This window comes from Pedobacter kyungheensis (assembly GCF_000812965.1).
Taxonomy (GTDB): domain Bacteria; phylum Bacteroidota; class Bacteroidia; order Sphingobacteriales; family Sphingobacteriaceae; genus Pedobacter; species Pedobacter kyungheensis.
In genome coordinates this window covers 44,468-71,274 of sequence record NZ_JSYN01000007.1, presented here as the reverse complement: position 1 = coordinate 71,274, position 26,807 = coordinate 44,468, and the positions used below count along the sequence as shown (strand labels likewise).

Annotated in this window: 24 protein-coding genes; 15 read left to right on the top strand and 9 right to left on the bottom strand. The window is 39.8% G+C overall.

Annotation, left to right across the window (positions count from 1 at the left end; all coding sequences use genetic code 11):
• Nucleotides 1–18: 18 nt before the first annotated feature.
• Nucleotides 19–2,436, bottom strand: coding sequence for a DUF5916 domain-containing protein (locus tag OC25_RS08280; RefSeq protein WP_039474182.1), 2,418 nt, complete (start codon nucleotides 2,434–2,436; stop codon nucleotides 19–21).
• 190 nt (nucleotides 2,437–2,626) lie between these two features.
• Here OC25_RS08280 and ffh point away from each other — a divergent pair, with 190 nt between their 5' ends.
• From ffh to OC25_RS08250, 6 genes are all read left to right on the top strand, one after another.
• Complete coding sequence (ffh, locus tag OC25_RS08275; protein ID WP_039474179.1) at nucleotides 2,627–3,964, top strand: signal recognition particle protein; 1,338 nt, start codon at nucleotides 2,627–2,629, stop codon at nucleotides 3,962–3,964.
• A 175-nt stretch (nucleotides 3,965–4,139) separates the two neighbouring features.
• Entirely contained in the window at nucleotides 4,140–5,678 is a 1,539-nt protein-coding gene (locus OC25_RS08270) for a YifB family Mg chelatase-like AAA ATPase (protein WP_039474175.1), read from the top strand.
• A gap of 97 nt (nucleotides 5,679–5,775) precedes the next feature.
• Nucleotides 5,776–6,795, top strand: a complete 1,020-nt coding sequence (locus OC25_RS08265) for a hypothetical protein (protein WP_039474172.1) — start codon at nucleotides 5,776–5,778, stop codon at nucleotides 6,793–6,795.
• A 474-nt stretch (nucleotides 6,796–7,269) separates the two neighbouring features.
• Nucleotides 7,270–7,644, top strand: a complete 375-nt coding sequence (locus tag OC25_RS08260) for a hypothetical protein (RefSeq protein ID WP_039474169.1) — start codon at nucleotides 7,270–7,272, stop codon at nucleotides 7,642–7,644.
• A gap of 109 nt (nucleotides 7,645–7,753) precedes the next feature.
• Nucleotides 7,754–8,323: a Crp/Fnr family transcriptional regulator gene (locus tag OC25_RS08255; protein ID WP_039474167.1), complete on the top strand. Its 570-nt coding sequence runs from the start codon at nucleotides 7,754–7,756 to the stop codon at nucleotides 8,321–8,323.
• Nucleotides 8,324–8,408: 85 nt separating this feature from the next.
• Complete coding sequence (locus OC25_RS08250; RefSeq protein WP_039474163.1) at nucleotides 8,409–9,086, top strand: type 1 glutamine amidotransferase domain-containing protein; 678 nt, start codon at nucleotides 8,409–8,411, stop codon at nucleotides 9,084–9,086.
• A gap of 49 nt (nucleotides 9,087–9,135) precedes the next feature.
• Here OC25_RS08250 and OC25_RS08245 read toward each other — a convergent pair whose 3' ends face one another.
• The gene (locus OC25_RS08245) at nucleotides 9,136–9,399 is read right to left on the bottom strand and encodes a hypothetical protein (RefSeq protein WP_039474322.1); all 264 of its coding nucleotides are present in this window, start codon (nucleotides 9,397–9,399) and stop codon (nucleotides 9,136–9,138) included.
• A gap of 172 nt (nucleotides 9,400–9,571) precedes the next feature.
• On the opposite strand from OC25_RS08245, the gene OC25_RS08240 reads away from it, so the two are divergent.
• Nucleotides 9,572–10,954: an MBL fold metallo-hydrolase RNA specificity domain-containing protein gene (locus OC25_RS08240; RefSeq protein ID WP_039474159.1), complete on the top strand. Its 1,383-nt coding sequence runs from the start codon at nucleotides 9,572–9,574 to the stop codon at nucleotides 10,952–10,954.
• 138 nt (nucleotides 10,955–11,092) lie between these two features.
• Here the strand turns inward: OC25_RS08240 and OC25_RS08235 are convergent, their stop codons facing one another.
• Nucleotides 11,093–12,340: a glutamate-5-semialdehyde dehydrogenase gene (locus OC25_RS08235; RefSeq protein ID WP_039474156.1), complete on the bottom strand. Its 1,248-nt coding sequence runs from the start codon at nucleotides 12,338–12,340 to the stop codon at nucleotides 11,093–11,095.
• A 115-nt stretch (nucleotides 12,341–12,455) separates the two neighbouring features.
• The gene (proB, locus tag OC25_RS08230) at nucleotides 12,456–13,535 is read right to left on the bottom strand and encodes a glutamate 5-kinase (RefSeq protein WP_039474151.1); all 1,080 of its coding nucleotides are present in this window, start codon (nucleotides 13,533–13,535) and stop codon (nucleotides 12,456–12,458) included.
• Nucleotides 13,536–13,855: 320 nt separating this feature from the next.
• On the opposite strand from proB, the gene OC25_RS08225 reads away from it, so the two are divergent.
• The 5 genes from OC25_RS08225 to OC25_RS08205 all read left to right on the top strand — a co-directional run bounded on the left by OC25_RS08225 (nucleotide 13,856) and on the right by OC25_RS08205 (nucleotide 18,996).
• On the top strand, nucleotides 13,856–16,006 hold the full coding sequence (locus tag OC25_RS08225; RefSeq protein ID WP_039474148.1) for a S9 family peptidase: 2,151 nt from the start codon (nucleotides 13,856–13,858) through the stop codon (nucleotides 16,004–16,006).
• Nucleotides 16,007–16,103: 97 nt separating this feature from the next.
• Entirely contained in the window at nucleotides 16,104–16,556 is a 453-nt protein-coding gene (locus OC25_RS08220) for a hypothetical protein (protein WP_039474144.1), read from the top strand.
• A 26-nt stretch (nucleotides 16,557–16,582) separates the two neighbouring features.
• Complete coding sequence (locus OC25_RS08215; RefSeq protein WP_039474141.1) at nucleotides 16,583–17,815, top strand: M16 family metallopeptidase; 1,233 nt, start codon at nucleotides 16,583–16,585, stop codon at nucleotides 17,813–17,815.
• Between the two features lie 103 nt (nucleotides 17,816–17,918).
• Nucleotides 17,919–18,479 (top strand): peptide deformylase, encoded by a 561-nt coding sequence (gene def / locus OC25_RS08210; RefSeq protein ID WP_039474136.1) that lies wholly within the window; start codon nucleotides 17,919–17,921, stop codon nucleotides 18,477–18,479.
• A gap of 4 nt (nucleotides 18,480–18,483) precedes the next feature.
• A complete protein-coding gene (locus tag OC25_RS08205) occupies nucleotides 18,484–18,996 on the top strand; it encodes a hypothetical protein (protein ID WP_156131431.1) in 513 nt (170 codons plus the stop codon).
• 97 nt (nucleotides 18,997–19,093) lie between these two features.
• Here the strand turns inward: OC25_RS08205 and OC25_RS08200 are convergent, their stop codons facing one another.
• The 3 genes from OC25_RS08200 to OC25_RS08190 are packed head-to-tail and all read right to left on the bottom strand — an operon-like array spanning nucleotide 19,094 to nucleotide 21,138.
• On the bottom strand, nucleotides 19,094–19,729 hold the full coding sequence (locus OC25_RS08200; protein WP_039474130.1) for a peptidase associated/transthyretin-like domain-containing protein: 636 nt from the start codon (nucleotides 19,727–19,729) through the stop codon (nucleotides 19,094–19,096).
• Between the two features lie 52 nt (nucleotides 19,730–19,781).
• Complete coding sequence (locus tag OC25_RS08195; protein ID WP_039474126.1) at nucleotides 19,782–20,027, bottom strand: NifU family protein; 246 nt, start codon at nucleotides 20,025–20,027, stop codon at nucleotides 19,782–19,784.
• A 34-nt stretch (nucleotides 20,028–20,061) separates the two neighbouring features.
• Nucleotides 20,062–21,138 (bottom strand): Mrp/NBP35 family ATP-binding protein, encoded by a 1,077-nt coding sequence (locus OC25_RS08190; protein WP_039474123.1) that lies wholly within the window; start codon nucleotides 21,136–21,138, stop codon nucleotides 20,062–20,064.
• A gap of 131 nt (nucleotides 21,139–21,269) precedes the next feature.
• Between OC25_RS08190 and OC25_RS08185 the strand changes: the two genes are divergently transcribed.
• The 3 genes from OC25_RS08185 to OC25_RS08175 all read left to right on the top strand — a co-directional run bounded on the left by OC25_RS08185 (nucleotide 21,270) and on the right by OC25_RS08175 (nucleotide 24,866).
• Nucleotides 21,270–23,432: a transglycosylase domain-containing protein gene (locus tag OC25_RS08185; RefSeq protein WP_039474118.1), complete on the top strand. Its 2,163-nt coding sequence runs from the start codon at nucleotides 21,270–21,272 to the stop codon at nucleotides 23,430–23,432.
• A 177-nt stretch (nucleotides 23,433–23,609) separates the two neighbouring features.
• The gene (gene hpt / locus OC25_RS08180) at nucleotides 23,610–24,152 is read left to right on the top strand and encodes a hypoxanthine phosphoribosyltransferase (protein WP_039474116.1); all 543 of its coding nucleotides are present in this window, start codon (nucleotides 23,610–23,612) and stop codon (nucleotides 24,150–24,152) included.
• A gap of 54 nt (nucleotides 24,153–24,206) precedes the next feature.
• A complete protein-coding gene (locus OC25_RS08175; RefSeq protein ID WP_039474113.1) occupies nucleotides 24,207–24,866 on the top strand; it encodes a phosphatidylserine decarboxylase family protein in 660 nt (219 codons plus the stop codon).
• Nucleotides 24,867–25,200: 334 nt separating this feature from the next.
• Here the strand turns inward: OC25_RS08175 and OC25_RS08170 are convergent, their stop codons facing one another.
• Nucleotides 25,201–26,376, bottom strand: coding sequence for a mechanosensitive ion channel family protein (locus OC25_RS08170; protein WP_039474110.1), 1,176 nt, complete (start codon nucleotides 26,374–26,376; stop codon nucleotides 25,201–25,203).
• Between the two features lie 70 nt (nucleotides 26,377–26,446).
• The gene (gene rplS / locus OC25_RS08165) at nucleotides 26,447–26,794 is read right to left on the bottom strand and encodes a 50S ribosomal protein L19 (RefSeq protein WP_039474107.1); all 348 of its coding nucleotides are present in this window, start codon (nucleotides 26,792–26,794) and stop codon (nucleotides 26,447–26,449) included.
• Between the last annotated feature and the right edge of the window lie 13 nt (nucleotides 26,795–26,807).

Here is a 26,807-nt window from a genome sequence, read left to right as displayed (position 1 = left end):
GGTTTAAACCCATCACAATTAGTTTTTCCGTTTTTTCTTCAGATCTAAATAATCAACGTAATACAAAACCTTAACGGAAAGGCTATTGTTTTGAGGGGCATCTAAAATCCTGCCGAGGTTTTTATTGTAACGCTGGGTATAAAAAGTATCGTAAGTTTCAGCGGCATCTTTATACGAAACAGAAAGTGTACTGCCCGGAGCAAACTGCCAGGTATAAATTAAATCGATATTAAAAACGTTGTAATTCCGGTCCATGCCAGTTAATGGCGCGCCCTGATAATCTGTAAGGTTACCATCGGGCTTAAGCAGGTAAAATTCCTTGTTCCTTCTATCACTCCAATAATGCCGTAACACCACCGTAATTCCCATCAGGTTGGTAAAAGTGTATTTAGCATCGAAAGAGTTTTCAACCGTCCTGCGGTCGTATCTCGAAAAAATAGCCTGGTTACCCTGTGCTGTTACCCAGTTTACGTAATTATAATTGGGGTTAAAGTTTAAATCCAGCCCAAATGCAACTTTATCATTCAGCCTCAGGTTTTGGAAAAAATAAAAATTGTACATTTTTCCCTTAAAAAGTTCCTGTTCAAAAAAGCGAATATTTCCGCCAAAATTATAGGCTTTGGCCCGGTTGGGATTGATATATAAACTTACGCCATAATTTTCGGGGGCATGGTAAAGCTGCCCGTTGCGCGCTTCATAAAAGTCGTTACTTTTTCTATCCCAGCTTACATCCAGCTCTGCCGACCATTGGTTTTTAAACTGTACCCAATAGCCCCCGTTAAAGCCTATTTTTTGGTAAGCCGCCGGAATAGCCCTGCGCGAATAATTTAAGTTAAGCCAGCTTTCAAATTGGTTATACCATTTACTGGGTTTGTATATGTTGTAACCAATGCCAATCCGCTGATCCAAAAAGTTGTTGTTGGTAAAGAAACCCATATCTGAGGGGTCGAATTTATTATCGGCATATACCTGGTTGTAACTCCAGGTAAAATTGCCACTTTGTTTACCAAACCGGAGGGTATAACTATAACCCGTGCTACTTTCTTCGCCCCGTAAATAGCTCATTTTAGCACCGCCATTTATAAAGTATTTATTGCTTTTGTTATTTAAATTAAAAAGCAACGCACTTACATTGGCATCGTAGGCAGAGCCCTGTCGCAGCACATTGGTATTGATAAAAGTAGCCGAACTGTTGTTTTTTAAAGATTGGTCGAAAACCAGAATGTTATAATTGGTCAGCGGTTGCGTTTCTACCATCCTGAGGTTACCTTGTGCATCTTCTACCTCGGTTTCCATGCTGTTGGTGATGGCATTAAAAATACCAATACCCAATCCCTTAGCCGTACGCCCCGAAATTTTAGTTGCATTTAACACTTTCGCCTCGGTTTGGTCTTTCATAATTTTATCATTACCAACCCCACTATAATCGTAATAGGCAGGTATAGAGCCAATCCGTTTCGAATAAAATAAATCGCCTTTGTTAAACAACTCGGTCCCTTCGGTAAAAAACTGCCTGTTTTCGTTAAACTTTACTTCAAAAGGGGTAAGGTTAAGAATGCGGTTATCTGATTGTACCTGGCCAAAATCGGGCACAAGGGTCATATCCAGGGTAAAACTATTGTTAATCCCATATTTTACATCCATCCCACCATTAAAACGCGAAGTCGTGTTTTTAACCCCCGGCTGATTAATCGGGTAATGATTTACATAGGCAGAAAGGTATGGCGAAAAAGAAAGTCGCAGGGGTGGCTTAATGTCTTTAATGCCTGTCCAAAGCCCCTCCTGATTGATAAAACCATTTACCTTAGGGTCAACAAAATTCCAGAAAGTTTGCGTATTGCTCCGTTGTATCCTCCGACTAAAGTTAAGCCCCCAGTTTTGCACCTCCTTACCCGAAAAACGTAATGCCGAATAGGGAATTTTCATCTCACAGGTCCATCCTTTATCATCGAGCTTAACTGCACTTTCCCATACCGCATTCCAATTCTCATCTTCATTGCCCACCTGTGAGTATTTGGCATCGAACTGTACACCTGCTGCGGTAACAAAAAAACCATTGCCATTCATCTTATCGTAAAAAGGGTCGACTATGATAGAGATAAAATCGGCATTCCCAATATTATCTCTCGAAACCAGCTCATGCGATACACTATCCGGACTATCGTACATGCGTGCGTACACATAAACGGCTACATCATCATAAAGCACTTTCATCTCTGTACGTCTATCGGGAGTTTCTACTTTTCCGGGATGTGGCCTGATTTGAAAAAAATCGGTAGCAAGCGGAACATCTTTCCAGCATTCATCATCTAAAACACCATCAATTTTGGGGCTTTGAAGGGTTCTTCTGGCTTCTAAATGCTTTTGTTTGGTAATATCCTGAGCTTTGCAAAAAACGCATATCAGGAGTAAAACCGGGAGGATGCAGCGTTTCATTCGTTTAAGTTAATCGGGTATAAGACTCCCTTTTAAAGAAAATGTTGCACCAAAACATAAATATAATCACCAAGCCTAAAGTTTTGACTTTGAGTTGCTAAGATTTACAATCAAAATTTGATACATTTGCCTTTTATTAAAAAACAAGTAGCTTTTTGCCATCCGGCAGAAGCCTTTAGCTTAAAAAAAGATGTTTGATAATTTACAGGACAAGCTAGACAGAGCGTTTAAAGTATTAAAAGGGCAGGGTAGTATTACGGAAATCAACGTGGCAGAAACCATGAAAGAAATTCGTAAAGCATTATTAGATGCCGACGTTAACTATAAAACAGCAAAAGCATTTACTGATGAAGTAAGACAAAAAGCTTTAGGGCAGAATGTACTTACTGCGGTTTCGCCAGGTCAGTTGCTTACCAAAATCATGAACGATGAGCTTGCAGCCTTAATGGGCGGCGAAGCTACCGAATTAGATACCAAAGCCAACCCAACCATTATTTTAATTGCAGGTTTAAACGGAGCGGGTAAAACCACTTTTGCAGGTAAACTGGCCCTGTATTTAAAAGGTAAAGGCAAAAAACCTTTATTGGTTGCCGGCGATATGTACCGCCCTGCGGCTGTTGATCAGTTAGAGGTTTTAGGTACTACTGTTGGTGTTTCTGTTTATGCTAACCGGGCATCAAACGATCCGGTGGGTATTGCCTTAGAAGGTATTGCCCATGGTAAACAAAATGGAAATAATGTAATCATCATCGATACCGCCGGTCGTTTAGCGATCGACGAATCGCTGATGAACGAAATATCTGAGGTTAAATCTAAAACCAATCCGAACGAAATTTTATTCGTAGTGGATGCCATGACGGGTCAGGATGCGGTAAATACAGCCAAAGTATTTAACGACAGATTAGACTTTACAGGTGTTGTTTTAACCAAATTAGATGGTGATACCCGCGGTGGTGCTGCCCTTTCAATTAAATCGGTAGTAAATAAGCCGATTAAATTTATTGGTACCGGTGAGAAAATGGAAGCACTTGATGTTTTCTATCCTGATCGTATGGCTTCGCGTATTTTGGGTATGGGTGATGTGGTTTCGCTTGTTGAACGGGCACAAATGCAATTTGACGAGAAAGAGGCTGCTGAACTTCAGAAAAAAATCCGCAAGAACAAATTCGATTTCAACGATTTCTACAACCAGATTCAGCAAATCAAGAAAATGGGTAACATGAAAGACTTGATGGGTATGATTCCGGGTGTAGGTAAAATGATGAAAAATGTAGATATCCAGGATGATGCATTTAAATCAATCGAAGCCATTATTAACTCGATGACTCCATTCGAAAAAGAAAATCCTGATGCTATCCAGCAAAGCCGCCGTTTACGCATTGCAAAAGGATCGGGCAGTAAAGTAGAAGAAGTAAGCAAGCTGATTAAACAGTTTGAAGATATGCGTAAAATGATGAAGCAGTTTTCGAACCCGGCCGCAGCAGCAGCCATGATGAAAGGCATGCCTAAAATGCCATTTGGCAGATAAGCTTAAATTGAAATAATTAAATCCCAATCAGCAATGGTTGGGATTTTTTGTTTTAAAAGATTTAGAAATGAATTTGGATATTTTCTTTTCTCCAAACAATTACTATCTTAGTCACAATTGATTATCCATTTCCGGATAAACAACACATCCCGATTTATTTTATAAAAAAAATTGAATGCTTGTAAAAACATACGGGAGTGCTGTTTATGGCGTAAATGCACTCACCATTACCATCGAAGTGAATATCAGTGCCGGAGCCAAATATTACATGGTAGGCCTGCCCGATAATGCAGTAAAAGAAAGTTTACGGCGTGTGGCCAGTGCCATTACGGTTTCGGGCCTGCGCATGCCCAAACAAAAAATTGTAGTTAACCTGGCGCCTGCCGACCTCAAAAAAGAAGGCTCTTCTTACGATTTGCCCATCGCTATTGGCATTCTGGCTGCTTCAGGTCAGATTCCTCATGATGAACTTAACCAATACTTTATCATGGGCGAGCTTTCTTTAGATGGCTCTATTCAACCCATAAGAGGGGCATTACCCATTGCCATACAGGCTCAGCAAGATGGTTTTGCAGGTTTTATCCTGCCCAAACAAAATGTACGCGAAGCAGGCATCGTTAATGATTTAATTGCCTACGGGGTAGATAACCTGGCACAGGTTGTGGCATTTTTCAATAAGACAGAAGCGTTGGAGCAGGTAAAAATCGATACGCGGGATGAATTTGTAAAAAACATCAATAAATACGAGCACGATTTTGCCGATGTTAAAGGGCAGGAGAATATTAAACGTGCACTCGAAATTGCCGCGGCAGGCGGACATAATGTTATTTTAATCGGTCCGCCGGGCGCCGGAAAAACCATGCTGGCCAAACGCCTACCCACTATTTTGCCCCCTTTAAACTTATATGAAGCTTTAGAAACCACCAAAATACATTCGGTTGCCGGAAAGCTTTCAGCTGCTGATGCATTAATGACCATCCGCCCATACCGTTCTCCGCATCATACCATTAGTGATGTGGCCCTGGTAGGAGGTGGAATAAACCCGCAACCCGGAGAAATCTCATTGGCTCATAATGGCGTACTTTTTCTGGATGAACTGCCAGAGTTTAAACGCACCGTTTTAGAAGTAATGCGGCAACCTTTGGAAGACCGGAAAGTAGCCATTTCGAGGGCCCGGTTTTCTGTAGAGTATCCCGCAAGTTTTATGCTGGTTGCTTCGATGAATCCATGCCCATGCGGCTTTTATAACCATCCCGAAAAAGATTGTGTATGTGCTCCCGGAGTTGTTCAAAAATACCTGAGCAAAATTTCAGGACCACTTTTAGACCGCATCGACCTCCACGTTGAGGTTACTCCCGTAAATTTTACTGAGCTGGCGTCAAAGGAAGAGACCGAAAAAAGCGATGAGATCAGGGCACGGGTAATCCGTGCACGCGAAATACAGGATCGCCGTTTTGCAGATAAAGAAGACTTGCATTACAATGCGCAAATGAGCCCGAAAATGGTACGTAAAGTATGCCAAATTAGTGATGAGGGAAATATCCTTTTAAAATCAGCCATGGAAAAACTAGGCCTTTCGGCCCGGGCCTACGACAGGATTTTAAAAGTTGCCCGTACCATTGCCGATTTAGATGGAAGTGAAAATGTAGAAATGGAGCATTTGGCTGAATCAATTAACTACCGCAGTTTGGATAGGGAGGGCTGGGCGGGTTAGACGCTCCATCTTCTAATATTAATAAAACATATAAGGGCAGGTCAATAATTGCAAATAAAAACCTAAACAAATTATACACTTTCAAAACTAAATTAACATGAAACAGACAGAAAACCATGAGCAATTAAGTGCGCTTCACATTAGCCACAAACAGCATTGGATTTTAAAATTTACCAAAACCTGGATAGTCCTGGCATTAGGGCTTATAATGGGCGGATTATTTCTTAACCATATTTATGAAATGTCGCACCAAATATATTATCTGTTTGGCTGCCATTTTTTAATCATTTTAGGCGAAGCCATTTTTGTAATGTTCACCCTGCATCTGCTTGTTGAAAAAAGAAATCATGATTACAGTTATTTCCTGTTGCAAGAACAATCTAAAAATTTTAACGGGGAGTTTAATAGTTTAATAAAAGAATTTAAACAGGAAACTAAAGAAACACTCGAAGATTTAAAGGTAAATGGAATTTTCACCGCCATTTTGAGGGAAAAATTACCGCATCAGATTGTAGAAAAAATGATAAGCAGTAAGTTTCTGAATGCAGCAATCTTAAGAGAGCGCTTAAAATTAACCTTTGACTTTTTGCGAATTGAAGGAGATAATATCATTTTTAATCAGCGAATGGATTTCGATCTTCGGTATATATCCGGTTCTAAGTCGCACTATGAATATGATTTATATTTAAAACTCAGCAAAACACCTGTAGCTGAATATAAATTTAAAGAAGCAGGGCACGGATCAAATAACGACTGGAATAAATTATTTTATAAAGGAGATGGAAGTGGAGGGATAAAAAAGGAATCAGGTGATGTTTATAAAATGGCTACCCCTGCATTAATTGCCAAAAATGAAAAAATTAGCTTTTATCAAATACTGGAAGCATCTTATAATATTGCTGGAGAAGGCACAATAGACAATTATTTTTCTAATCTACATACTATCGACATGGCAATTGAGATCAACAATTTCCCTGAAGCGTATTCGTTTATGGTATATCCAACATTTCCAAGGACAAATTTTAACCCTAGAACTTCTGGCACGAAAATTTCTTATGATTTAATAGAATTTTTGGTGCCGGGGCAAGGGTTTAGTTTCAGTATTTCAAAAAAATAAAAAATTGTATATATTAGTATTATTAATAAAAAGCATCATGCCAATTGAAAATTAAATAACTTGAGAAACAGTGTTAAATTTATAAACTAAACAGTTTTTAATAATCAAAACCTGTTGAAAGGGATATTCTTTGAGTAGAATATCCCTTTCCTTTTTAGTGGATTTAATGCTTTCAGGTTAATGAAATTGTACAACACTTTTGTTGGAGTAGCAGCTTATTGCTGTTACATTCTATAATGTTCCCCCTAATAGGCTATCCTGTAAACTGAACAGTTTGACTTCCTTTTCAGATCCTTGAATCACAATATTGCAAAGCGATCAACACACAATCAATTCATTAATTATCAGTCAATTAAGTTAAAAAAATCTAAAAAAAGGTCCTTGTTTATGATAAGCTATCGCCAAACTTTGGCATAGTCATTGTCATAGCACTGTTACATTTATTACCTATTTAAAAACTAAAAAGTGAAAGAGATGAAAAAGACAGTTCAGATTTTCAGCATGCTTTTGATAGCATTAACAGTGATGGTTTCGTGTAAAAAAGATACCGATCCAGCCGATCGCGATTTCTTTGTAGGCACTTATAAAGGTTCTGTTTCGTACAGAAGTGGCGAATCTACCATCACCAGCTCCGATGGCAAAGTAACTGTGAGTAAAGTGGGCGAAACCTATAATTTTTACTTCGGCAACAACATTCCGGATATTACAGGAGTAAAATTCGAAAAGAAAGGCGATAACAGCTATGTGAGTATCGGTTCAGGTTTAACAGGTATTAGCATCGACGCCAGCAACCTCACCATCAGGGTAGCTAAAGACAGCCAGATCTGGACGGCAGATTGTACCAGATAATATTTCAAAGAAACAGGCCCGGTTAATCATCGGGCCTTATTTTTTACCCATACTTTTTGTTAAAGCAAAAAATAAAACGAGTTTAATGCTATTTAGCTAATTTTATAGCATGAGTTTTGAATTAAAAACACACCTCGAAGAAATTATTTCACTCACAGATCAGGAGTTTGAACATATCGCTGCGCATTTCAAATCTAAAAACCTTAAAAAGCATCAATACCTCATCCAGGAAGATGAGTTTGTACACAACATCTATTTCGTGGTTAAGGGCCTGTTAAAAGCTGCATTTACCGATGCCAACGGTAAAGAATATATTATCCAGTTTGCCATGGAAAACTGGTGGCTTTCAGATTTTCGGGCCTTTTATGGCAATGTTAAATCTATTACCAATATCAGCTGCCTCGAAAATTCCGAGTTGCTTTATATCTCGAAAGAAAATTTGGATAAATTATGTCAGGAAAGCCATAAAATGGAGCACTTTTTCAGGGTTAAGGGCAATTTTGGTTACGTAGCTTTACAACAAAGAATTTTATCGCTGCTTAGCACCAGCCCCAAAGAACGTTTCGAACAACTGGCATTGCAGTACCCGCAACTTATGCAACGCGTTTCTAAAACAATACTCGCTGCCTATCTGGGTATTTCCAGAGAAACACTGAGCAGACTCGCGGCAAAAGTGTGATTTAACGCACACGAAATCTGTGACTGAAGTCCTTTGCCACAGGAAAGCATAGGCCTAATTTTGTGATACACTTAGCATAAGAAATATGAATAAGAAAGTTTTATTCGTGCTTACGAGCCACGACGAATTAGGAAACACCGGTTTAAAAACAGGCTTTTGGTCAGAAGAATTAGCCGCACCTTATTATGCCTTAGCCGATAAAGGTATTGATATTGTATTGGCCTCGCCAAAGGGTGGTCAGCCGCCAATTGACCCAAAAAGTGAGGATCCATCTTTCCAAACCGATACCACGCGAAGAATGGATAAGGATACGGTTCTATTAGATAAACTAAAAAATACGCTCCCGCTGGCCAATGCAAAAATGGAGGATTATGATGCGGTATTTTATCCGGGTGGCCATGGCCCGCTGTGGGATTTGGCTGAAAGCGAAACCTCTCAGCAACTTATTACAGCATTTTATACTGCCAATAAGCCTGTTGCATTTGTATGCCATGCACCGGGGGTGCTAAAAGATGTTAAAGTAAATGGTGAGTACCTGGTAAAAGGGAAAAATGTAACCGGATTTACCAATACCGAAGAAGAGGCTGTTCAATTAACCTCAGTAGTACCTTTCCTTGTAGAAGATATGCTGGTTAAAAACGGAGGAAACTATAGCAAAACTGCAGATTGGAATCCTTATGCTGTAACAGACGGTTTATTAATCACCGGACAAAACCCGGCATCATCAGAAAAAGTTGCGGAAGAACTTTTAAAGCTGATTTAATGTTTTTCACACTGGTTCGCCATAAAGTTAGCCAGTGTGAAATTATTTGTTAATCGACAATAAATTCGTTAGCGTCGTCCTCATCTTCTTCAGGAACATATTTTTCAATCGCATGACCAATGGCATTCACTTCTTCGTCCTCCTCAAAAATTGGCAATTCGGTTTTATAATCCATTTTTAACCAGATAGATGATGTATCTTTCTGAATCTGGATGTACTCCTTGCCTTCTTTAAAAATGGTGTACGAATCGTTTCCTTCAGGAAAAACTGAATAATTGATGGCGCCGATTTCTATATCAAAAGGTTCTTGCATATTTTCTTTTTTATGTAAAGATAAAAACATTTGTTTGGGATACAGAACACCAGAAGCGATAGTGGGTAAACACTTCATGAAATTACAATTAACCAAAAAATTACCTCTTATTGTTTAAAATTTGGGGTAATTATACTACTTTACGCCAAACTAACATAGTACGGATTAGAAGATGAAGTTAACGTTTTGGGGTGCAGCACAACAGGTAACCGGCAGCATGCACCTGCTCGAAGTTGGGCATTATAAAATACTGATAGATTGTGGCTTGGATTATGAGAAGGAAACCTACCAGGAAGAAAACCAACAATTTCCTTTCGATCCGGCCAGTATAAATCTGGTTATTTTAACCCACGCACATATCGACCACTCCGGTAATTTACCTACTTTAGTTCGTCTGGGTTTTGATGGTCAGGTGCTTTGCACTTCGCCAACCGCCGATTTAACTGCTATCTTATTGTTCGATTCTGTTGAGCTCTTCTTACGTAAACAGAGCCGAAAACCACGTACCAAAAGAGGCAATTTTAATGGCCCCAAACCTTTATACCTGCATAAACATGTAATGGATACTATTGATCGCTTTGTAACCATTGCTTTCAATAAACCTTTTAAAATAAATGGCGATATCAGCCTTACTTTTATCCCTGTTGGGCATTTATTGGGTGCAGCTGCAGCCGTTTTAACCATTAATGAGAATGGAGAGGAAAAGAAAATAGCATTTACCGGCGATATCGGCCGCGAAAACTATCCTGTGCTCGTAAATCCAGAGCCGCTGCCAGAGGTTGATTATTTAGTTAGCGAGGCTACTTATGGTGGGCGTTTACACACCAAAGATCAAACCCTCGAAGAAAGGCTGGTACACGAAATTACCGAAGCCTGCATTAAGAGCCCCGGCAGGTTAATTATTCCTGCTTTCAGTATTGGACGTACCCAGTCGCTTGTTTTTGCACTGAACCAGATCTTTACCAAAAAGCTGTTGCCGCCTGTCCAGATTTTTGTAGATAGCCCCATGGCCATCCAGGCAACCGATGTTTACCGTAAGCACCACAATTTGGTTAACCAGGAAGCAAAAGACTTTTACCAAACCATGGGTGATGAGTTTGAATTTGAGCACCTGGCATATGTGCAAACCATGAAAGAGAGTAAAGATGTTTCCAATTATTTCGATCCCTGCATTATCATTTCTTCAGCTGGGATGCTGGAAGGAGGGAGGATACAAGACCACTTGTATTACAACATCCAGAATTATTATTGTACCATTCTTTTTATCGGATATTGCGCTAAAGGTACCTTGGGTTATAAATTACTAAGCGGGGCACCAATTGTACGCATTAAAGACCGCGAAATGATGGTTTACGCCACTATTCGCCAAACCGATTTACTAAGTGGCCACGGCGACCATAACGATCTGCTAAAAACGGTTAAACAAACAGGCCAGCCTAAAAAGGTTTTCCTGGTACACGGCGAAGATAAAAGCCTGCAAAGTTTGGCCGCAGCTTTAAGCAAAGATGGATTTAATGTAGCAATCCCTGAAAGAGGAGAGGTATTTGAATTATAGTTGATAGTGCATGGTCTTATAGCTTATGGCCTAATGCACCATAGCCATTAACTATTAACCATCAGCAGAAAATACGGTTTGATTGGCCTTCGCTATTGGTCATTGAAAATTGATAATGGGTTATTCCATTTTACATCATTACCCTCTTATTTGTCCATTTCCCCTTACCACCCATTTGTAGCTGGTTAATTCTTCTAAACCCATAGGGCCGCGGGCATGAAGTTTTTGAGTACTGATGCCTATTTCGGCACCAAGACCAAATTGTGCGCCATCGGTAAAACCTGTTGAGGCATTGGCATACACCGCGGCAGCATCTACCTCATTTAAAAAACGGGCAATGCTAGCTGCATCCTCCGAAATAATTGCTTCGCTATGTTTTGAACTGTAAGTAGCAATATGGTTCAGTGCATCGTTCAGGTTATTTACGACCTTAACCGCCAGTTTTAATGATAAAAATTCGGTGCCGAAATGTTCAGGCGTGGCCTGGTTCAACAATGAATCCGGGTAAGTTCCTTGCAATGCAGCATAGCTTTTTTCATCAGCATACAATTCTACATTTCCATCCGCCAGGGGCGATAAAAGCGTAGGCAAATCATTCAGTCTGTTTTCATTAATTAATGCACAATCTAAAGAATTACATACGCTTACCCTTCTGGTCTTGGCATTAAAAATAATGGCTTTGCCTTTCTCCAAATCTCCCGATTCGTCGAAATAAGTATGCACAATGCCTGCTCCGGTTTCAATTACGGGTATTTTACTGTTTTCGCGCACATAATTAATCAGCGATTGGCTTCCCCGCGGAATCAACACATCAACAAAACCACGTGCATTTAATAAGGCTTCCGTTGCAGCGCGCTCCGCAGGAAGCAAGGTGAGCACATCCCTGTTAATGGCATATCGGTCTAATACCTCGTGAATAACTTTAGTAATGGCTAGATTTGAAAATTCAGCATCGCTACCGCCCTTTAACACAGCAACATTTCCTGTTTTAAAACACAATGAAAATACATCGGCTGTAACATTCGGGCGCGCCTCGTAAATTACACCAACAACCCCCAATGGCACACTAACCTTTTGAATATGTAATTGATTATCCAGCGTTTTATCAGAAAGTACCTTCCCCAATGGGCTGTTTAAGCCGGCAACATTTTTAAGATCATTGGCAATATCTTCAATACGCACTGTAGTTAGCTTCAAACGGTCGTATTTGGGGTCTTCGATTGGCATTCTGGCTAAATCCTTAGCGTTTTCAATAAGAATTTCAGTCGCGTTTGCCACTAAAGCAGCAGCTACCTCTGTCAAAACAGTATTGATGGTTTCCTTAGCCAGGCTAACCATGGTTCGGCTGGCCTGCTGCGCCTTTTCGAAGTATTGTTTGTAATCCATTGTTGTTTTTTTACCACAGAGACTACCGAGTTTTCACAGAGAAAAAGAGAATACTATTAATTCCCTGTAATAAAACTACTGAGTCGCTTTGGTCTTTATGCTTTAGTCTTTCAGCTTAAATAGCCGAATAAAAATAATCGTAATGTACCAGCGCTTTTTGTTTTTTCTGCCCAATGCGCTCGCGGGCCTTATCCGATCCGTATTCTGCTATACCTAAGCCGATTAATTGATTTTGTTCATCAAGAATTTTAATAATATCGCCTTTTAAAAAGTCGGTTTGAATTTCAATAATCCCAACTGGCAATAAACTGGTAGCTTTGCCAGAGGTTAATACCGTTTTTGCACCATCGTTCAGTTTTACAATACCGGTAGCGGCCGTTTCTGAATGGGCAATCCATTTTTTCTTACCCGATTTACTTTTTTCGGGCACAAAACGGGTATGCACCAATTCGTTATTTAATAAAGAAGTAAGCACATGATCTTTCGTTCCATTAGCAATATGAACCGTGATACCCAGTTTGGCAACCTTTTGCGCCATGGTCGATTTGGTAATCATGCCTCCACGACCAAATTGCGATTTGCCCGTTTGGATGAAAGAAGCCAGATTGGCAACTGAGCCACTAATTTCCTGAATAACTTCCGAACCTTCAATTTTGGGATCGCCATTATAAATACCGTTTACATTCGACAAAATAATTAACGCATCGGCATTGAGCATCGAGGCAATTAAACCAGCCAACTCATCATTATCGGTAAACATCAGCTCCGTAACCGATACCACATCATTTTCATTCACCACCGGAATCACTTCGTTCTGAAGTAAAATCTGCAGGCAGTTTTTCATATTCAAATAGTGGGCGCGATCGCGAAAATCTTCTTTCGTTACCAGCACCTGCGCGCATTTTATGGCATGTTTGGCAAAGAAATTAGCGTAGGTATTAATTAATTTCACCTGACCAATAGCAGCCAGTAATTGCCTTGTGGTTACAGCATCCTGCTTTTCAGAAACCTTGATTAAGCTCCTTCCCGAAGCAACCGCTCCTGAAGACACCAAAATAACTTCGATACCCCGTTTTTTAATTTCGGCGAGCTGGTTTACCAGATGCTGAATCCGGTTCTCATCGGGCAATCCGTTTTCCTGAGTAATGACATTCGAACCTACTTTGACAACAATTTTTTTATACCCGGATTTCATTTTATGCTTAAAACTATTTGATGTGGCAATTTAGCACGTTTTTTCATAATAAAGGGCAATATCTATAGGCTTAATGGATTTTTACGAAAATGATAATGAGCAGTTGGCAGTTCACAATTGGCAGTTGGCAGTTTGCAATGAACAGTTAACCACCATGCCACTAATGAACAAATGACAAATGAACCACTGAACGATTGAGTTTGGAATCGATTAACCACTTTAAACCATTAAACAGCTAAGCGCCACGCTACTAATGAACTAATGACAAATGAACTATTAAACTAAATTATTAAATTGCATTAAACCTAAATCGAATCATAATGAAACGTATCTTACCGGGGCTAATATTGCTTAGTGCAATTACGGCATGTAACAATCCTCAAAAAAAAGAAATGAAAGCGATTAAATGGCCGGATGCCAAAGCGCCTGTTGCCGAAATTATACCTCACAAAAGGGCCATACATGGCGATACCGTGGTAGATAACTACTACTGGATGATTGACTACTTTAAAAAAGGTCCTGACAGCACCAAAGTTGTTGATTATCTGAAAGCCGAAAACGCCTACCTGGATACGATGATGAAAAGTACTGATACTTTTCAAGCCGATTTATTTAAAGAAATGAAAGGCCGTATTAAAGAAAAAGACGAATCGGTACCGGTTTTCAAAAATGGCTATTATTATTACTCACGCACCGAAGATGGCCAGCAGTATTACAAATATTGCCGTAAAAAAGGCAGTTTAACAGCGGCTGAAGAAATATTACTGGATGTAGATCAGCTGGCCAAAGGGCACGCCTACTACAGCGCAACGGGTTTTAGCGTAAGTCCTGATAATAAATTACTGGCCTTTGGGGTAGATCAGGTTTCGCGCCGCCAGTACACGATCAATATTAAAAATTTAGAAACAGGCGAAATCTTAAAAGATGCCATTCCAAACACAGAAGGTGGCGTAGCCTGGGCTAACGACAATAAAACATTCTTTTATACGGCTAAAAACGCGGTTACTTTACTCAGCGAGAAAATTAAAAAACATACGCTCGGTACCGATGCCAAAGCCGATGCAGTAGTTTATGATGAGAAAGACAACACCAATTACATCGGGGTTGGCAAATCGAAAAACGGCAGGTACATCTTCATTGTTTCACAAGGAACATTAACTGCCGAATACAAGATGATTGATGCCGATCATCCTGAAACACCGTTTAAAGTTTTTGCTGCCCGCTCAAAAGATGTTTTGTATGATGTAATGCCAGTTGATGATAAATTTTTGATTCTAACCAACTGGAATGCCAAAAACTTCCGCTTAATGGAATGCCCTTTGGATAAGACAGCAAAAGAAAACTGGAAAGAAGTAATTCCGCACCGTGCCGATGTGCTGCTGGAAGGAGCAGATGAGTTTAAAGATTATACCGTTTTAAGCGAGCGTAAAAATGGCCTGACCGAACTGCGCGTATTAAAGAAAGATGGCAGCGATTACTACATCAAATTTGATGAGCCGGTTTATGATGCCGGAGTAGGCTCAAACCCCGAATACAACAGTACCACACTCCGTTATAACTATACTTCTTTAACCACGCCGAATTCGGTTTACGATTATAATCTGATCAAAAAAGACCAAAAACTGATGAAACAGCAGGAGGTTGTAGGTGGCTATAACCCCAAAGATTATGTAACAGAGCGTGTTTTTGCTACCGCTAAAGATGGCACAAAAGTTCCGGTGGCCCTGGTTTATAAAAAAGGCTTCGAGAAAAACGGCAAATCGCCGCTGTTACTTTATGGTTATGGATCTTATGGCTCAAATTCTGATGTTTACTTTTCATCACCACGTTTAAGTTTGCTTAACCGGGGCTTCGTATTTGCCATTGCCAATATCCGCGGTGGACAGGAAATGGGGCGCCAATGGTACGAAGACGGCAAGCTGATGAAGAAGAAAAACACCTTTACCGATTTTATTGCAGCCGGAGAATACCTGATTGAACAAAAATACACCTCAAAAGGGCATTTATATGCGCATGGCGGAAGTGCAGGCGGTCTGCTAATGGGTGCGGTGGTAAATTTAGCACCCGATTTATGGAACGGTGTAATTGCCGATGTACCTTTTGTTGATGTAATTAATACCATGCTGGATGAAAGCATCCCGCTTACCACCAACGAATTCGACGAATGGGGCAACCCTAAACAAAAGGCCGCTTACGATTACATGAAAAGCTATTCACCTTATGAGAATGTAGAGAAAAAAGCTTATCCGAACATCCTGGTTACTACCGGGCTACACGACAGTCAGGTGCAATATTTTGAACCGGCTAAATGGGTAGCCAAGTTAAGGGCAGCCAAAACCGATAAAAATGTTTTATTGCTTAAAACCAATATGGAATTTGGACATGGCGGTGCTTCCGGCCGTTTCGATTACCTTAAAGATGTTTCGTTAAGATGGGCATTTTTGTTTGCCCTGGAAGGCATAACTGAATAATTTTTCGTATTACTTTGTCATTCTGAGCCTGTCGAAGAACTTTACGAATCTGTTTCGACAGGCTCAACATGACACCCTTATTTTTACCAAAATCCACATGAACACCAAACTAAAAACACTCCAAACCATCCACCTGGCATTATGCTCGGGCGTTTTTCTTTTTGCACTGGTAACCATTTTTCTTAACCGCGAAATCATGTTTTTCGATGCCAATCCGAAAACTACTTCCCCTTTTAACCCTATATTTCCGATCATGGGGCTGACCACCATTTCGGCAAGCATTTTCTTTTTCCGGAATTTAATGGCTAAAATTGATCAGACTGAACCTGTCGACACTAAAATTAATATGTACCAAAGTGCATTTATTATCAGTTCAGCACTTTTGGAAGGTGGCGCATTATTTAACATTGTGGGCTTTTTCATGACCCACAATTCATTCTTTCTTATTTTCGGCGCGGCCAACTTTATTTTTTTAGCACTCCAAAGGCCAACCAAAGATAAATTGATTTCCGCCTTACAATTGCAATACCCGGATACAGAGGCTTTGTAAGCAATTAGCCTTATCTTTGCCGATCAATGGAATACAATGTTCATACTTTACCGAATGGCATACGCTTATTGCATGTGCCATCGGCTTCAGCCATATCACATGCCTGCATCATTATCAATACCGGTTCGCGCGATGAGCCTGATCAAAAAGCAGGTTTGGCCCATTTTATCGAGCACTTAATTTTTAAGCGTACCGAAAAACGCAGTACCAACCAAATTTTAAACCGTTTAGAAAGCATTGGCGCCGATTTAAATGCTTATACCACCAAAGAATATACCTGTGTTCATGCTTCTTTTTTGAACCCTTATTTAGATCGCACTTTAGAGCTCTTTAATGATATTATGTTCCACTCTACTTTCCCCGAAGAGGAGATGGATAAAGAAAAAAGTGTGATTCTGGATGAAATTGCCTCATATTTAGACCAGCCGGAAGAAGCTGTGAATGATGATTTTGAGGATATGCTGTTTGCCGGTCACCCGCTGGGCAATAATATTTTAGGTACAACCGAATCTGTGCAGGCTTTTACCCGCGAAGATGTAATCAATTTCAGAAAAGCCAATTACCGCACCAATGAAATTGTGGTGGCGGTTTTGGGCGACTATACCTTAAATCAGGTTGTAAATAAAGGAAGTAAACATTTTGCCGATGTTGAGCAGAATACACCCAACCAACAAAGGGTAAAGCCTTCCATTTTGCCACAAAGCAATACCACCATTTATAAACCCATTATGCAAGCGCATTGTATTTTGGGTACACAGGCTTACACTACACACCAGACAGAAAAAGTGCCTTTGATGCTATTGAACAATTACTTTGGCGGTAACGGCATGAGTTCGGTGTTAAACCTGCAAATCAGAGAGAAATACGGCATTGCCTACACTATCGAATCAAATTTTTCGCCCTTAAGCGATACTGGCATTTTTTCGATCTACTTTGGTACCGACAAAGAAAAACAGGCTAAAGCACTTTCGCTGATCTTTAAGGAGATTAAAAAATTAAATGATAATCCCTTAAATGAGCTGCAACTGCAAAAGGCCAAAAACAAATTTATTGGTCAGATCGCACTGGGAGAAGAAAACCGGATTGGTTTAATTATATCAATGGCCAAAAGCCTTATCGACCATAATAAAATTGATTCGCTGGAAACTGTTTTCGGGAAAATTAATGCCGTTACCACCAATCAGATGGCACAGGTAGTAAACGAAGTGCTCGATATCGATAAGTTGAATATCTTTACTTTCTCGCCAATAGCGGAATAATTGTTAAATTTGCATTAAATTAACCACAGGTAACAGGATGAACAAGGGTAGGAGCAAGAACCTATTCGCACCTGATCGATCCGTGGAAAAAAAATAGAATACAATGAAATTACCAATAGTAGCTTACGGCGATCCTGTTCTAAAAAAGATCGGAACCGAAATAGATAAAGATTACCCCGAATTAAAACAATTGATTAGCGACATGTTCGACACCATGTATTATGCAAACGGTGTAGGACTGGCAGCGCCACAAATTGGCTTACCAATCCGCTTATTCATTGTAGATACCGGTGATGATGAAGATGGCACCAAAGGCTATAAAAGGGTTTTTATCAACGCAGAGATTATAGAAGAAACCGGCGAACCCTGGAGCTTTAACGAAGGCTGTTTAAGCATTCCTGATATCAGAGAGAACATTTTGCGCAAACCGAACATCAAGGTTAATTATTTCGATGAAAACTGGGTAGAGCACACCGAAGATGTTGATGGGTTGGCGGCCCGCGTAATTCAACACGAATACGACCACATTGAAGGAAAATTATTTACCGACAAAGTAAGTGTATTGCGTAAAACCATGCTTAAAAGTAAACTCGATGCCATTTCAAAAGGAAATATCAAAACTGATTACAAAATGAAGTTTCCTAACAAAAGCAAAAAGAGATAATGGAATGAAAGGTAGTTGGCGGTTATTAAGCAAAGGTTGCTTCGTTAGTTTTACAATGATTAGCCTGATTAGCTGCCAACCAACTAATTCTCCCGCCACTCATTATAGTTATGATAATGGACCTGAAATCGATACATCCTATATTGCTATAATTCCCTACAGGGAAAATTCTGCTTTCAAAAAACCTGCACAGCTGACCTCAACTGATCTGAAAGAAATAGATAAAATCCTTTTAAAATTTGCCGATGATTACAATAAGCACACATTAAGCTTACTTGCACCGGGTGATGACAAGAGAAATTATCTTATAGATCTTAAAGATTACAAACGCCAATACACACCAACGATAAATAGTAAGGGAGAAAAAGAGGTCGAAATTTATTGCATGTGCAATACTTCTAATGTCAATTTTAAAAAGGAGCCTGTAATTGTTAGGGATGGAGGCAAATGTTACTTCATGGTAAAAATAAATCTAGCAACTAAAGACTTTGAAAGCTCGGTCAACGGTTCTGCTTAAATAAACGTTCTTTATACTATGGAGAAGACTACTTTACAAAGTGAGGCCAGCGCGTATAAAGTAACATTAGACTGAACTAAAGACTTCGAACTCCAAACTAATTCGTCCTGCTCTTATCTCCGTCAAAAATCTGCTGCATCAACTTACCCCATGCAAAAGGATTTAACAATGGATTGGTTTGAACCATGTTTTTGTTAATCATCCTGTCAAAGTTATATCGATAATTCTGGCTGCCAATTTCCTGACCATCACGGGGCAGGGTCTGGATTAAACCGTTAATGGATGATCGTGAAAGGTTCTTTTTAGCAATGGCCATATCATCATCGGCTAGTTTCATGGATAGGAACTCACGGGTAAACTCTTCGGTAGTTGCCCACGGAAACACCCTTACAGATGGCAAATCGACTACGTTCGATTTCAACTTAACCATAATGGTATATTTACTATCGGGCGTACCTTCGGGTATAATGGTCGAAAATTTCTTGTAACCTATGGCAGTAAATAAAATGGTATCGCCTGGGTTAACAATAAAAGTAAAGTATCCTCTGTAATCGGCAGCAACCCTTTTGCTTTTGGCCGAAAGGTTGGTTATGGTAACATAGGGGATCACATTTGAGCTATCGATATCGGTAATAATACCCGAAAACTGGATAAGTTTGTCCTGTGCCGGCTTTTGTTGTGCAAAAGCGGTAATAGAAAAAAACAGGCAGATTAGGGTAACACAATATCTCATTAACACAAATGTAATTTTATTAATAAAACTTCCTTGTTAAATAGTGTTAAAGCTATTCTTGCTCGGCCATGTTCACGGCAACTACCGAAGTGATTTGTGGAACAGCTTTCATAATAGCCTGCTCAATACCCGATTTCATGGTCATGAAACTCATTGGGCAAGAACCGCAGTTACCTAAAAGCTTAAGCTTTACTGTTCCTTCAGCTGTAATTTCTTCAACAGAAACATCACCTCCGTCGGCCTTTAAATAAGGTCTGATCGTTTCCAATGCCTGTTCTACTTGTTCTGTTAAATTCATTATATAGATTTTAATTTATAAAAATAGTAATTTTTTAGCAATTCACCATTTGTGCATTGTTGATAGAGATTTGCTGTGCAATTTTACTTGCAATATCGCCAAATATACCATCAAGCAGTGGGTTTTGGTTTAATGCTACCGGTTTACCGCTATCGCCAGCCTCAGCAATACCCTGCACAATTGGAATTTCGCCCAAAAACGGTACATCAAAACGCTCAGCCAGCTTGGTTCCACCACCTTTTCCAAAAATATAATATTTGTTTTCAGGCAGTTCTTCAGGCGTAAAATACGACATGTTTTCTATAACTCCCAAAATCGGAATATTAATTCCCGGCATTCTGAACATGGCTAATCCTTTATGTGTATCGGCCAGGGCTACCTGTTGTGGCGTAGTTACCACCACTGCACCCGAAATCGGGAAACTTTGGGTAATGGTAATATGGATATCGCCCGTGCCCGGAGGAAGATCGACAATTAGATAATCAAGCTCACCCCAATTGGTATCGTTAAACAATTGTTTTACCGCATTCGAGGCCATTGGCCCGCGCCATGGTACCGGTTGACCAGGATCTGCAAAAAAGCCAAGTGATAACAGTTTAATACCATACTTTTCGATAGGTAAAATTTTAGTCTTCCCGTCGGCAGTTTCTTCGGCACCAGGTTTAGCATCTACCAAATCGAACATCGTCGGTACTGATGGTCCATAAATATCGGCATCAATTAGCCCTACTTTAGCGCCATCTTTGGCCAAAACAACAGCCAGATTGCTCGATACTGTCGATTTTCCAACTCCACCTTTACCAGATGAAACCAAAATGATATTCTTGATGTTATCTAACGAGGTTGAATTTGTAGGTTGGGTAACTCTTGAAGTTACATTGATCGTAACTTCGGCCGAGGGCGATACTAAATGCTTAACAGCATTGGTACAGGCATTTTTCAGCATATCTTTCATCGGGCATGCCGGCGTAGTAAGCTCTAAGGTAAAACTAACCTGGTTATCGGTAATCTGTAAGTCCTTAATCATGTTTAAGGTTACCAGATCTTTTTTAAGATCGGGATCTTCTACATTTTTAAGCGCATCTAAAACTTGTTGCGGGCTAATCTGCATTGTATTAATTTAAATTCAAAATTAACAAAACATAGCTATAAATACTTTTATTTAGCCTTTTAAACTGTAATTTTAACACGAAATAAACATTTAATTGTTACGTTTAAGCAATTAACCATTTTAACGACTATATGCGCATACCAAAAATTAAGATCCCAAAAAAATATTTAAAAATCGGAGCCTGGGTTTTAGGTGTATTTTTGGTCGTTTGTATTGCATTAGGTGCTGTAGCTTACAGCAAAAGAGAAGCTTTGCTTAAAAAAATGGTAGCCAAGGCCATTGCCAAAGCCGATAAAGATTATGGCCTGGAGGTTAAAATTGGCTCTGCTGGCTTTACCGGCCTGAGTACCGTAAAAATGACTGCCATTTCTGTTGTTCCTAAAGAACGGGATACCCTCTCTAACATTGGCGAACTGAGCGTATCAGTAAAACTTTTTCCACTTATATTCGGCAATGTTAAACTTTCTGAAGTAAAATTAAACCAGGGTTTTGTAAGCGTTGTGCTAAAAGACTCGACCACCAACATCGATTTCATTTTAAAAAGAAAGAAAAAAGACAGCACAGCCACTAAAAACAAAGTAAACTTATCAGAAATAGCCAGTAATATTTTAAATCAGGTTTTATACAAAATACCTGATGATATGGATATGAAAAACATGGTGTTTAAACTAAACGACCATGATACTGCCAAATTAATCTTTGAAACTGAAGCGACAATTGACGGGGGAGACCTGAAATCGAGCATCAATGTAAACAATAACGAATCCATTTGGCATGTTAACGGCTACGTAAACCCGGGCAGTAAAGAGCTGAGTTTTATGGCTTATGCCGATGGGAAAAAGCTGGAACTGCCATACCTGAACAATAAACTGCACGCCAAACTTAGTTTCGACACCCTGCAAACCGAGCTTAAAAATGCCAAATATAGTGGCGACGATTACAAAATTTCGGGTTCATGGTCGGTTAAAAACATGCTGGTTAACCAGCCACGAATTGCCTCGAACGATATAGTAGTGCAAAGTGCCAAACTGGATGCCGATATTTTGGTTGGGCCGAACTACATTGCGCTGGACAGCACTTCGACAGCCTACTTAAAAAATGCACAGATCCATCCGTACATCAAATACACGCTGGGTAAAAACAAAATTTACGAACTAAAATTAAATGCCGAAGAACAAGATGCACAGGCCGTTTTGGATGCCTTTCCTCAAGGTTTGTTTGAATCTTTAGAAGGATTAAAAGTGCAGGGCAAGGTAAAATATAACCTCAATTTTTACCTCGACACCAAAATTCCGGATAGTGTTCGTTTTAGCTCGACACTTACCCCGGTTAATTTTAAGATTATACAATGGGGTAAAACCAACCTGCAAAAAATTAACAGCCCTTTCGTTTACACGCCTTACGAATACGGGAAACCAATGCGCGACATTACCATTGGTCCTGCAAATCCGAATTTCACACCGCTTTCGGCCATATCCAAAAACTTTATCAATGCCGTTTTAACCGCCGAAGACCCTTCATTTTATACCCACAATGGTTTTGTTGAAGAGTCGATCCGTAAATCTATTGCGGTAAATTTTAAGGAAAAGAAATTTAAACGTGGTGGGAGCACAATCAGCATGCAGCTGGTTAAAAATGTGTATTTAAGCCGTCAAAAAACATTGGCCCGTAAAGCTGAAGAAATTTTAATTGTTTGGCTAATTGAGCACAACCATTTGGTGAGTAAGCAACGCATGCTGGAAGTTTATTTCAACATTATGGAGCTTGGCCAGAATATTTATGGAATAGGCGAGGCCTCGCGCTATTATTTTGGTAAGCAACCTGCCGATTTAACCATTGGCGATGGCTTATTCCTGGCCAGTATTGTACCTAAACCCAAAGCCTCAATGTATAAATTTATGGCCGATGGAAGCCTGAAACCTTACATGTTTAACTATTTCAGGTTTATGGGTAATATTATGGCCCGAAGAGGCCTAACGCCGAGCGATACCTCTGGTTATGGTTTCTATAATGTTCGACTGAGAGAAGGTTTGCGTCAATATTTGGCACCAGATACGGCCGCAGTTGATACAACAGCTTTTGATGACGACGAGGATGGATTGCCTCCGGTAATTACTCATGATAAGAACAAGAGTCTGTTCGATCGTATTTTTGGTGGCGGTACTAAAAAAGATACAGCAAGCGTTAAACCAGCTGCTGCCCCGGATACGGCCAAATCAAAAAAACAATTAAGACAGGAGCGTAGGGAAGAACGAAGAAGACAAAAGGAACTGGAGAAAGCCCAGGGGCAGTAGTTTGGAGCTGGGAGTTTGGAAACTGGAGTTGAACTACCGGTTTACAGTTTACAATTGGCAGTTGCTCAAAACAAATAAACAGCTAGCGAATTTATACGATGAACCATTTCTGCTATCAATAAAGCAATAACATTACAACTTTCCAACATTTAAACATTTCAACCACTTAAAAGCAACATGCACAAAATAAAAGTAGAGGATAAAGAGTTCGAGATTTTTTTAGAGAATGATACCATAAGCAAAAGGATTCGCCTGCTGGGCATCCAGATGAATGTAGATTACGAAGGAAAATGCCCTTTATTTATTGGGGTACTAAACGGTAGTTTCTTGTTTATGGCCGATTTGATTAAAGAAATTACCGTTCCCTGCGAAGTTGCTTTTATGCGTGTAGCTTCGTATGAAGGCCAATCGAGTTCTGGTAAAGTAAAAGAACTGATTGGATTGCCAGAAAACATTGAGGGCCGCGATGTGATTATTGTTGAGGATATTGTAGATACTGGCCTGACTTTAACGCACATTTTAAAAACGATTAAAGAAAAGAAACCGGCATCAGTAAGCGTAAGTACGCTTTTACTTAAACCAAGTGCTTTAAAACATAAAATAGAAGACCTTGAATATGTGGGCTTTGAAATACCCAACGAGTTTGTGGTGGGTTATGGATTAGATTACAACGGCCTTGGCAGAAACCTGAACGATATTTACCGGGCCACCGAGATATAATTTTATATTGTATTAATTTATTTTTCGCACCTTTGCGCAATAATTCTCACTACAATGACCATACATAAAGAAGGCTACACAACCATCGCCTTAAGCATATTGTTTATTTTCGTTATCAACGCAATTGTTGATTATAAATACCATGATATAACCTGGTTACGCTGGTTTATTTACATTTTTTCGGCGGCCCTGTTTATCATTGTACTACAGTTTTTCCGCAACCCAAGCCGTAGGTTCTCTTCAGGCGAAAACCTGGTTATCTGCCCTGCAGATGGCAAAGTTGTGGTAATCGAAGAAACAGAAGAAGGCGAATATTTTAAAGATAAACGTTTACAGGTGTCTATTTTTATGTCGCCGATTAATGTACACATTAACCGCAACCCGATTTCGGGTGTGGTAAAGTTCTTTAAATACCACCCGGGTAAATATCTTGCAGCCTGGAATCCAAAATCTTCTACCGAGAACGAACGCACCACTACTGTTGTAGAACATAAAAACGGTACGCCCGTATTGTTCCGTCAAATTGCCGGAGCTTTGGCCCGCCGGATTGTATGGTACGTTAAAGAGGGCGACCAGGTAGTACAAACAGAACAGTTTGGTTTTATCAAATTTGGCTCAAGGGTTGATGTATTTCTTCCGGTTGGCACCAAAGTTAATGTTGAGCTTAACCAGGTGGTTAAAGGTGGAATAACAACCCTGGCTACTTTAAGCTAAGCCAGCACTTATATCGCATTAAAAAGCCGGTTCAGTGAATCCTGAACCGGCTTTTTTGTATCTTCTGCATTTTGTTTATTGACCGTTTGAAATGCTGTCCTTGCCTTTTAAACCTGATAGGAGCAGAAAGCCCGCAGCCCGATTTTTCATCGGGAGAGGACTTGGAGCGGATAGCAGGAAGAAACGCTAATAGCTCACATTGTCCTTGCTTTTCGAAAAAAATTAGTCCTAAATATGGCCCTTGAAGGCACGATCCATGGCAAAGGGTTGCGTTGGTCGCGATTTGCAATCGCGACTCGCTGGCCCGAGGATTTTTAATCCTCATTAGCCTATATTAATCCGTTGTATCATTACCTACTTCTGTATTATCGCCCTGAGCAACTATCCGGTCGCTAATTAAACGCTGGGTAGGGTAGGCGAAATCAGATTTATTGCGCATTACAATATCCATAATCTCGAGGTTAATTTCCTGCCTGATTTGAAGAAATTGGGTGTAATTGAGCTCGGTTACGAAGTAATTTACCTCCACGTTTAAACCCGAATCGCCAAAGCTTTTAAAAGAGGCATTTCCATCGTTACTGGTGCCTTTATGGTTGTTAATGTAACTTTCTATTTCGGTAATAATTTTGCGCAGCGAGGTAGAATTGGTTTCGTAAGTAAGGCCAATAATAAAAGATACCTTACGCGAATTACGCAGAGATAAGTTTTCAAGTACGCCATCAATCATCCCGCGATTGGGAATAGTTGCCATCGTTTTTTCTGAAGTTCTGATCCTGGTACTTCTAAAACCTACTTTTTCTACCGTTCCTTCTACGCCATCAACTTTTACCAGATCGCCAACGGTAAAAGGTTTATCTAAAAAGATGGTAAACGAGCCAATGAGGTTCTCTAAACTCTCTTTTGCAGCCAGGGCAATGGCAATACCACCAATACCTAAACCGGTAATCAGCGTAAGCACATTTACCTCGAAAACGAAGCCCAAAAGCGTAAAAAAACCGATAAAAATAACAATGGTTTTAAAAAGCTCTTTCAGGAAAGGCACCAGCTGATCGTCGGCTTTATCATCGGTTAGCGATGCTTTATAGAGCAATACGTGACTGATAAAGTCGATGATCCTTAAAATGATCCAAAAAATGGAGAGGATAATCATAAAAAGGAATATCCTGTCGATACAATCGCCAATAGTTACCGGAATCTGTTCTTTAACCTTGCCAACAAGTTTACTGTAATGGAATACAGCCACCTCTAAAGGATGTTTTAGCTGATTTATAGAAAGGTAAAGTGTGGTTAAGAGGATAAAAACCTCGATAGGCCTGATGAGCAGGGCTACGAAAGCATCGTTATGCGATTGGCTGGAAAAGCTGCTAAAAAGCTTAAACAGTAAGCGGCTTAACAGCCTGGAAACAATCCGTTTGAAAATTAAACCTAAAAAAAGTATACCACCAAAAAGGAAGTAGGCCTTAACAGTGTTGCCCCAAAAAATCTGGTCGAAAAAAGCTGAATCTAACATTTAACAAAGGTATAAACAAAAAAACCTCCACGAAATTAATCGTGAAGGCTATATCTTATAATAAAGAATATTATTTTCTCAAAGATTTGATACGAGCAGCTTTACCAGTTAAAGCACGTAAATAGAACAATTTAGCTCTACGCACTTTACCATAGCTATTCACTTCTACTTTCTCGATGTTTGGAGAATTAAAAGGGAAAATACGCTCAACGCCAACGCCGTTGCTCATTTTACGCACGGTGAAGGTTTCGTTAGCACCTGCACTGTTACGTTGTATTACAACACCTTGGTAAATTTGAACACGTTCTTTATTACCTTCGCGAATTTTATAGTGTACGCTCACTGTATCGCCAGACTTGAACGCAGGAAAATCTTTTTTCGCGATGGCCTGCTCTTCAACAAATTTTACTAAATCCATGATTTTAAGCTAT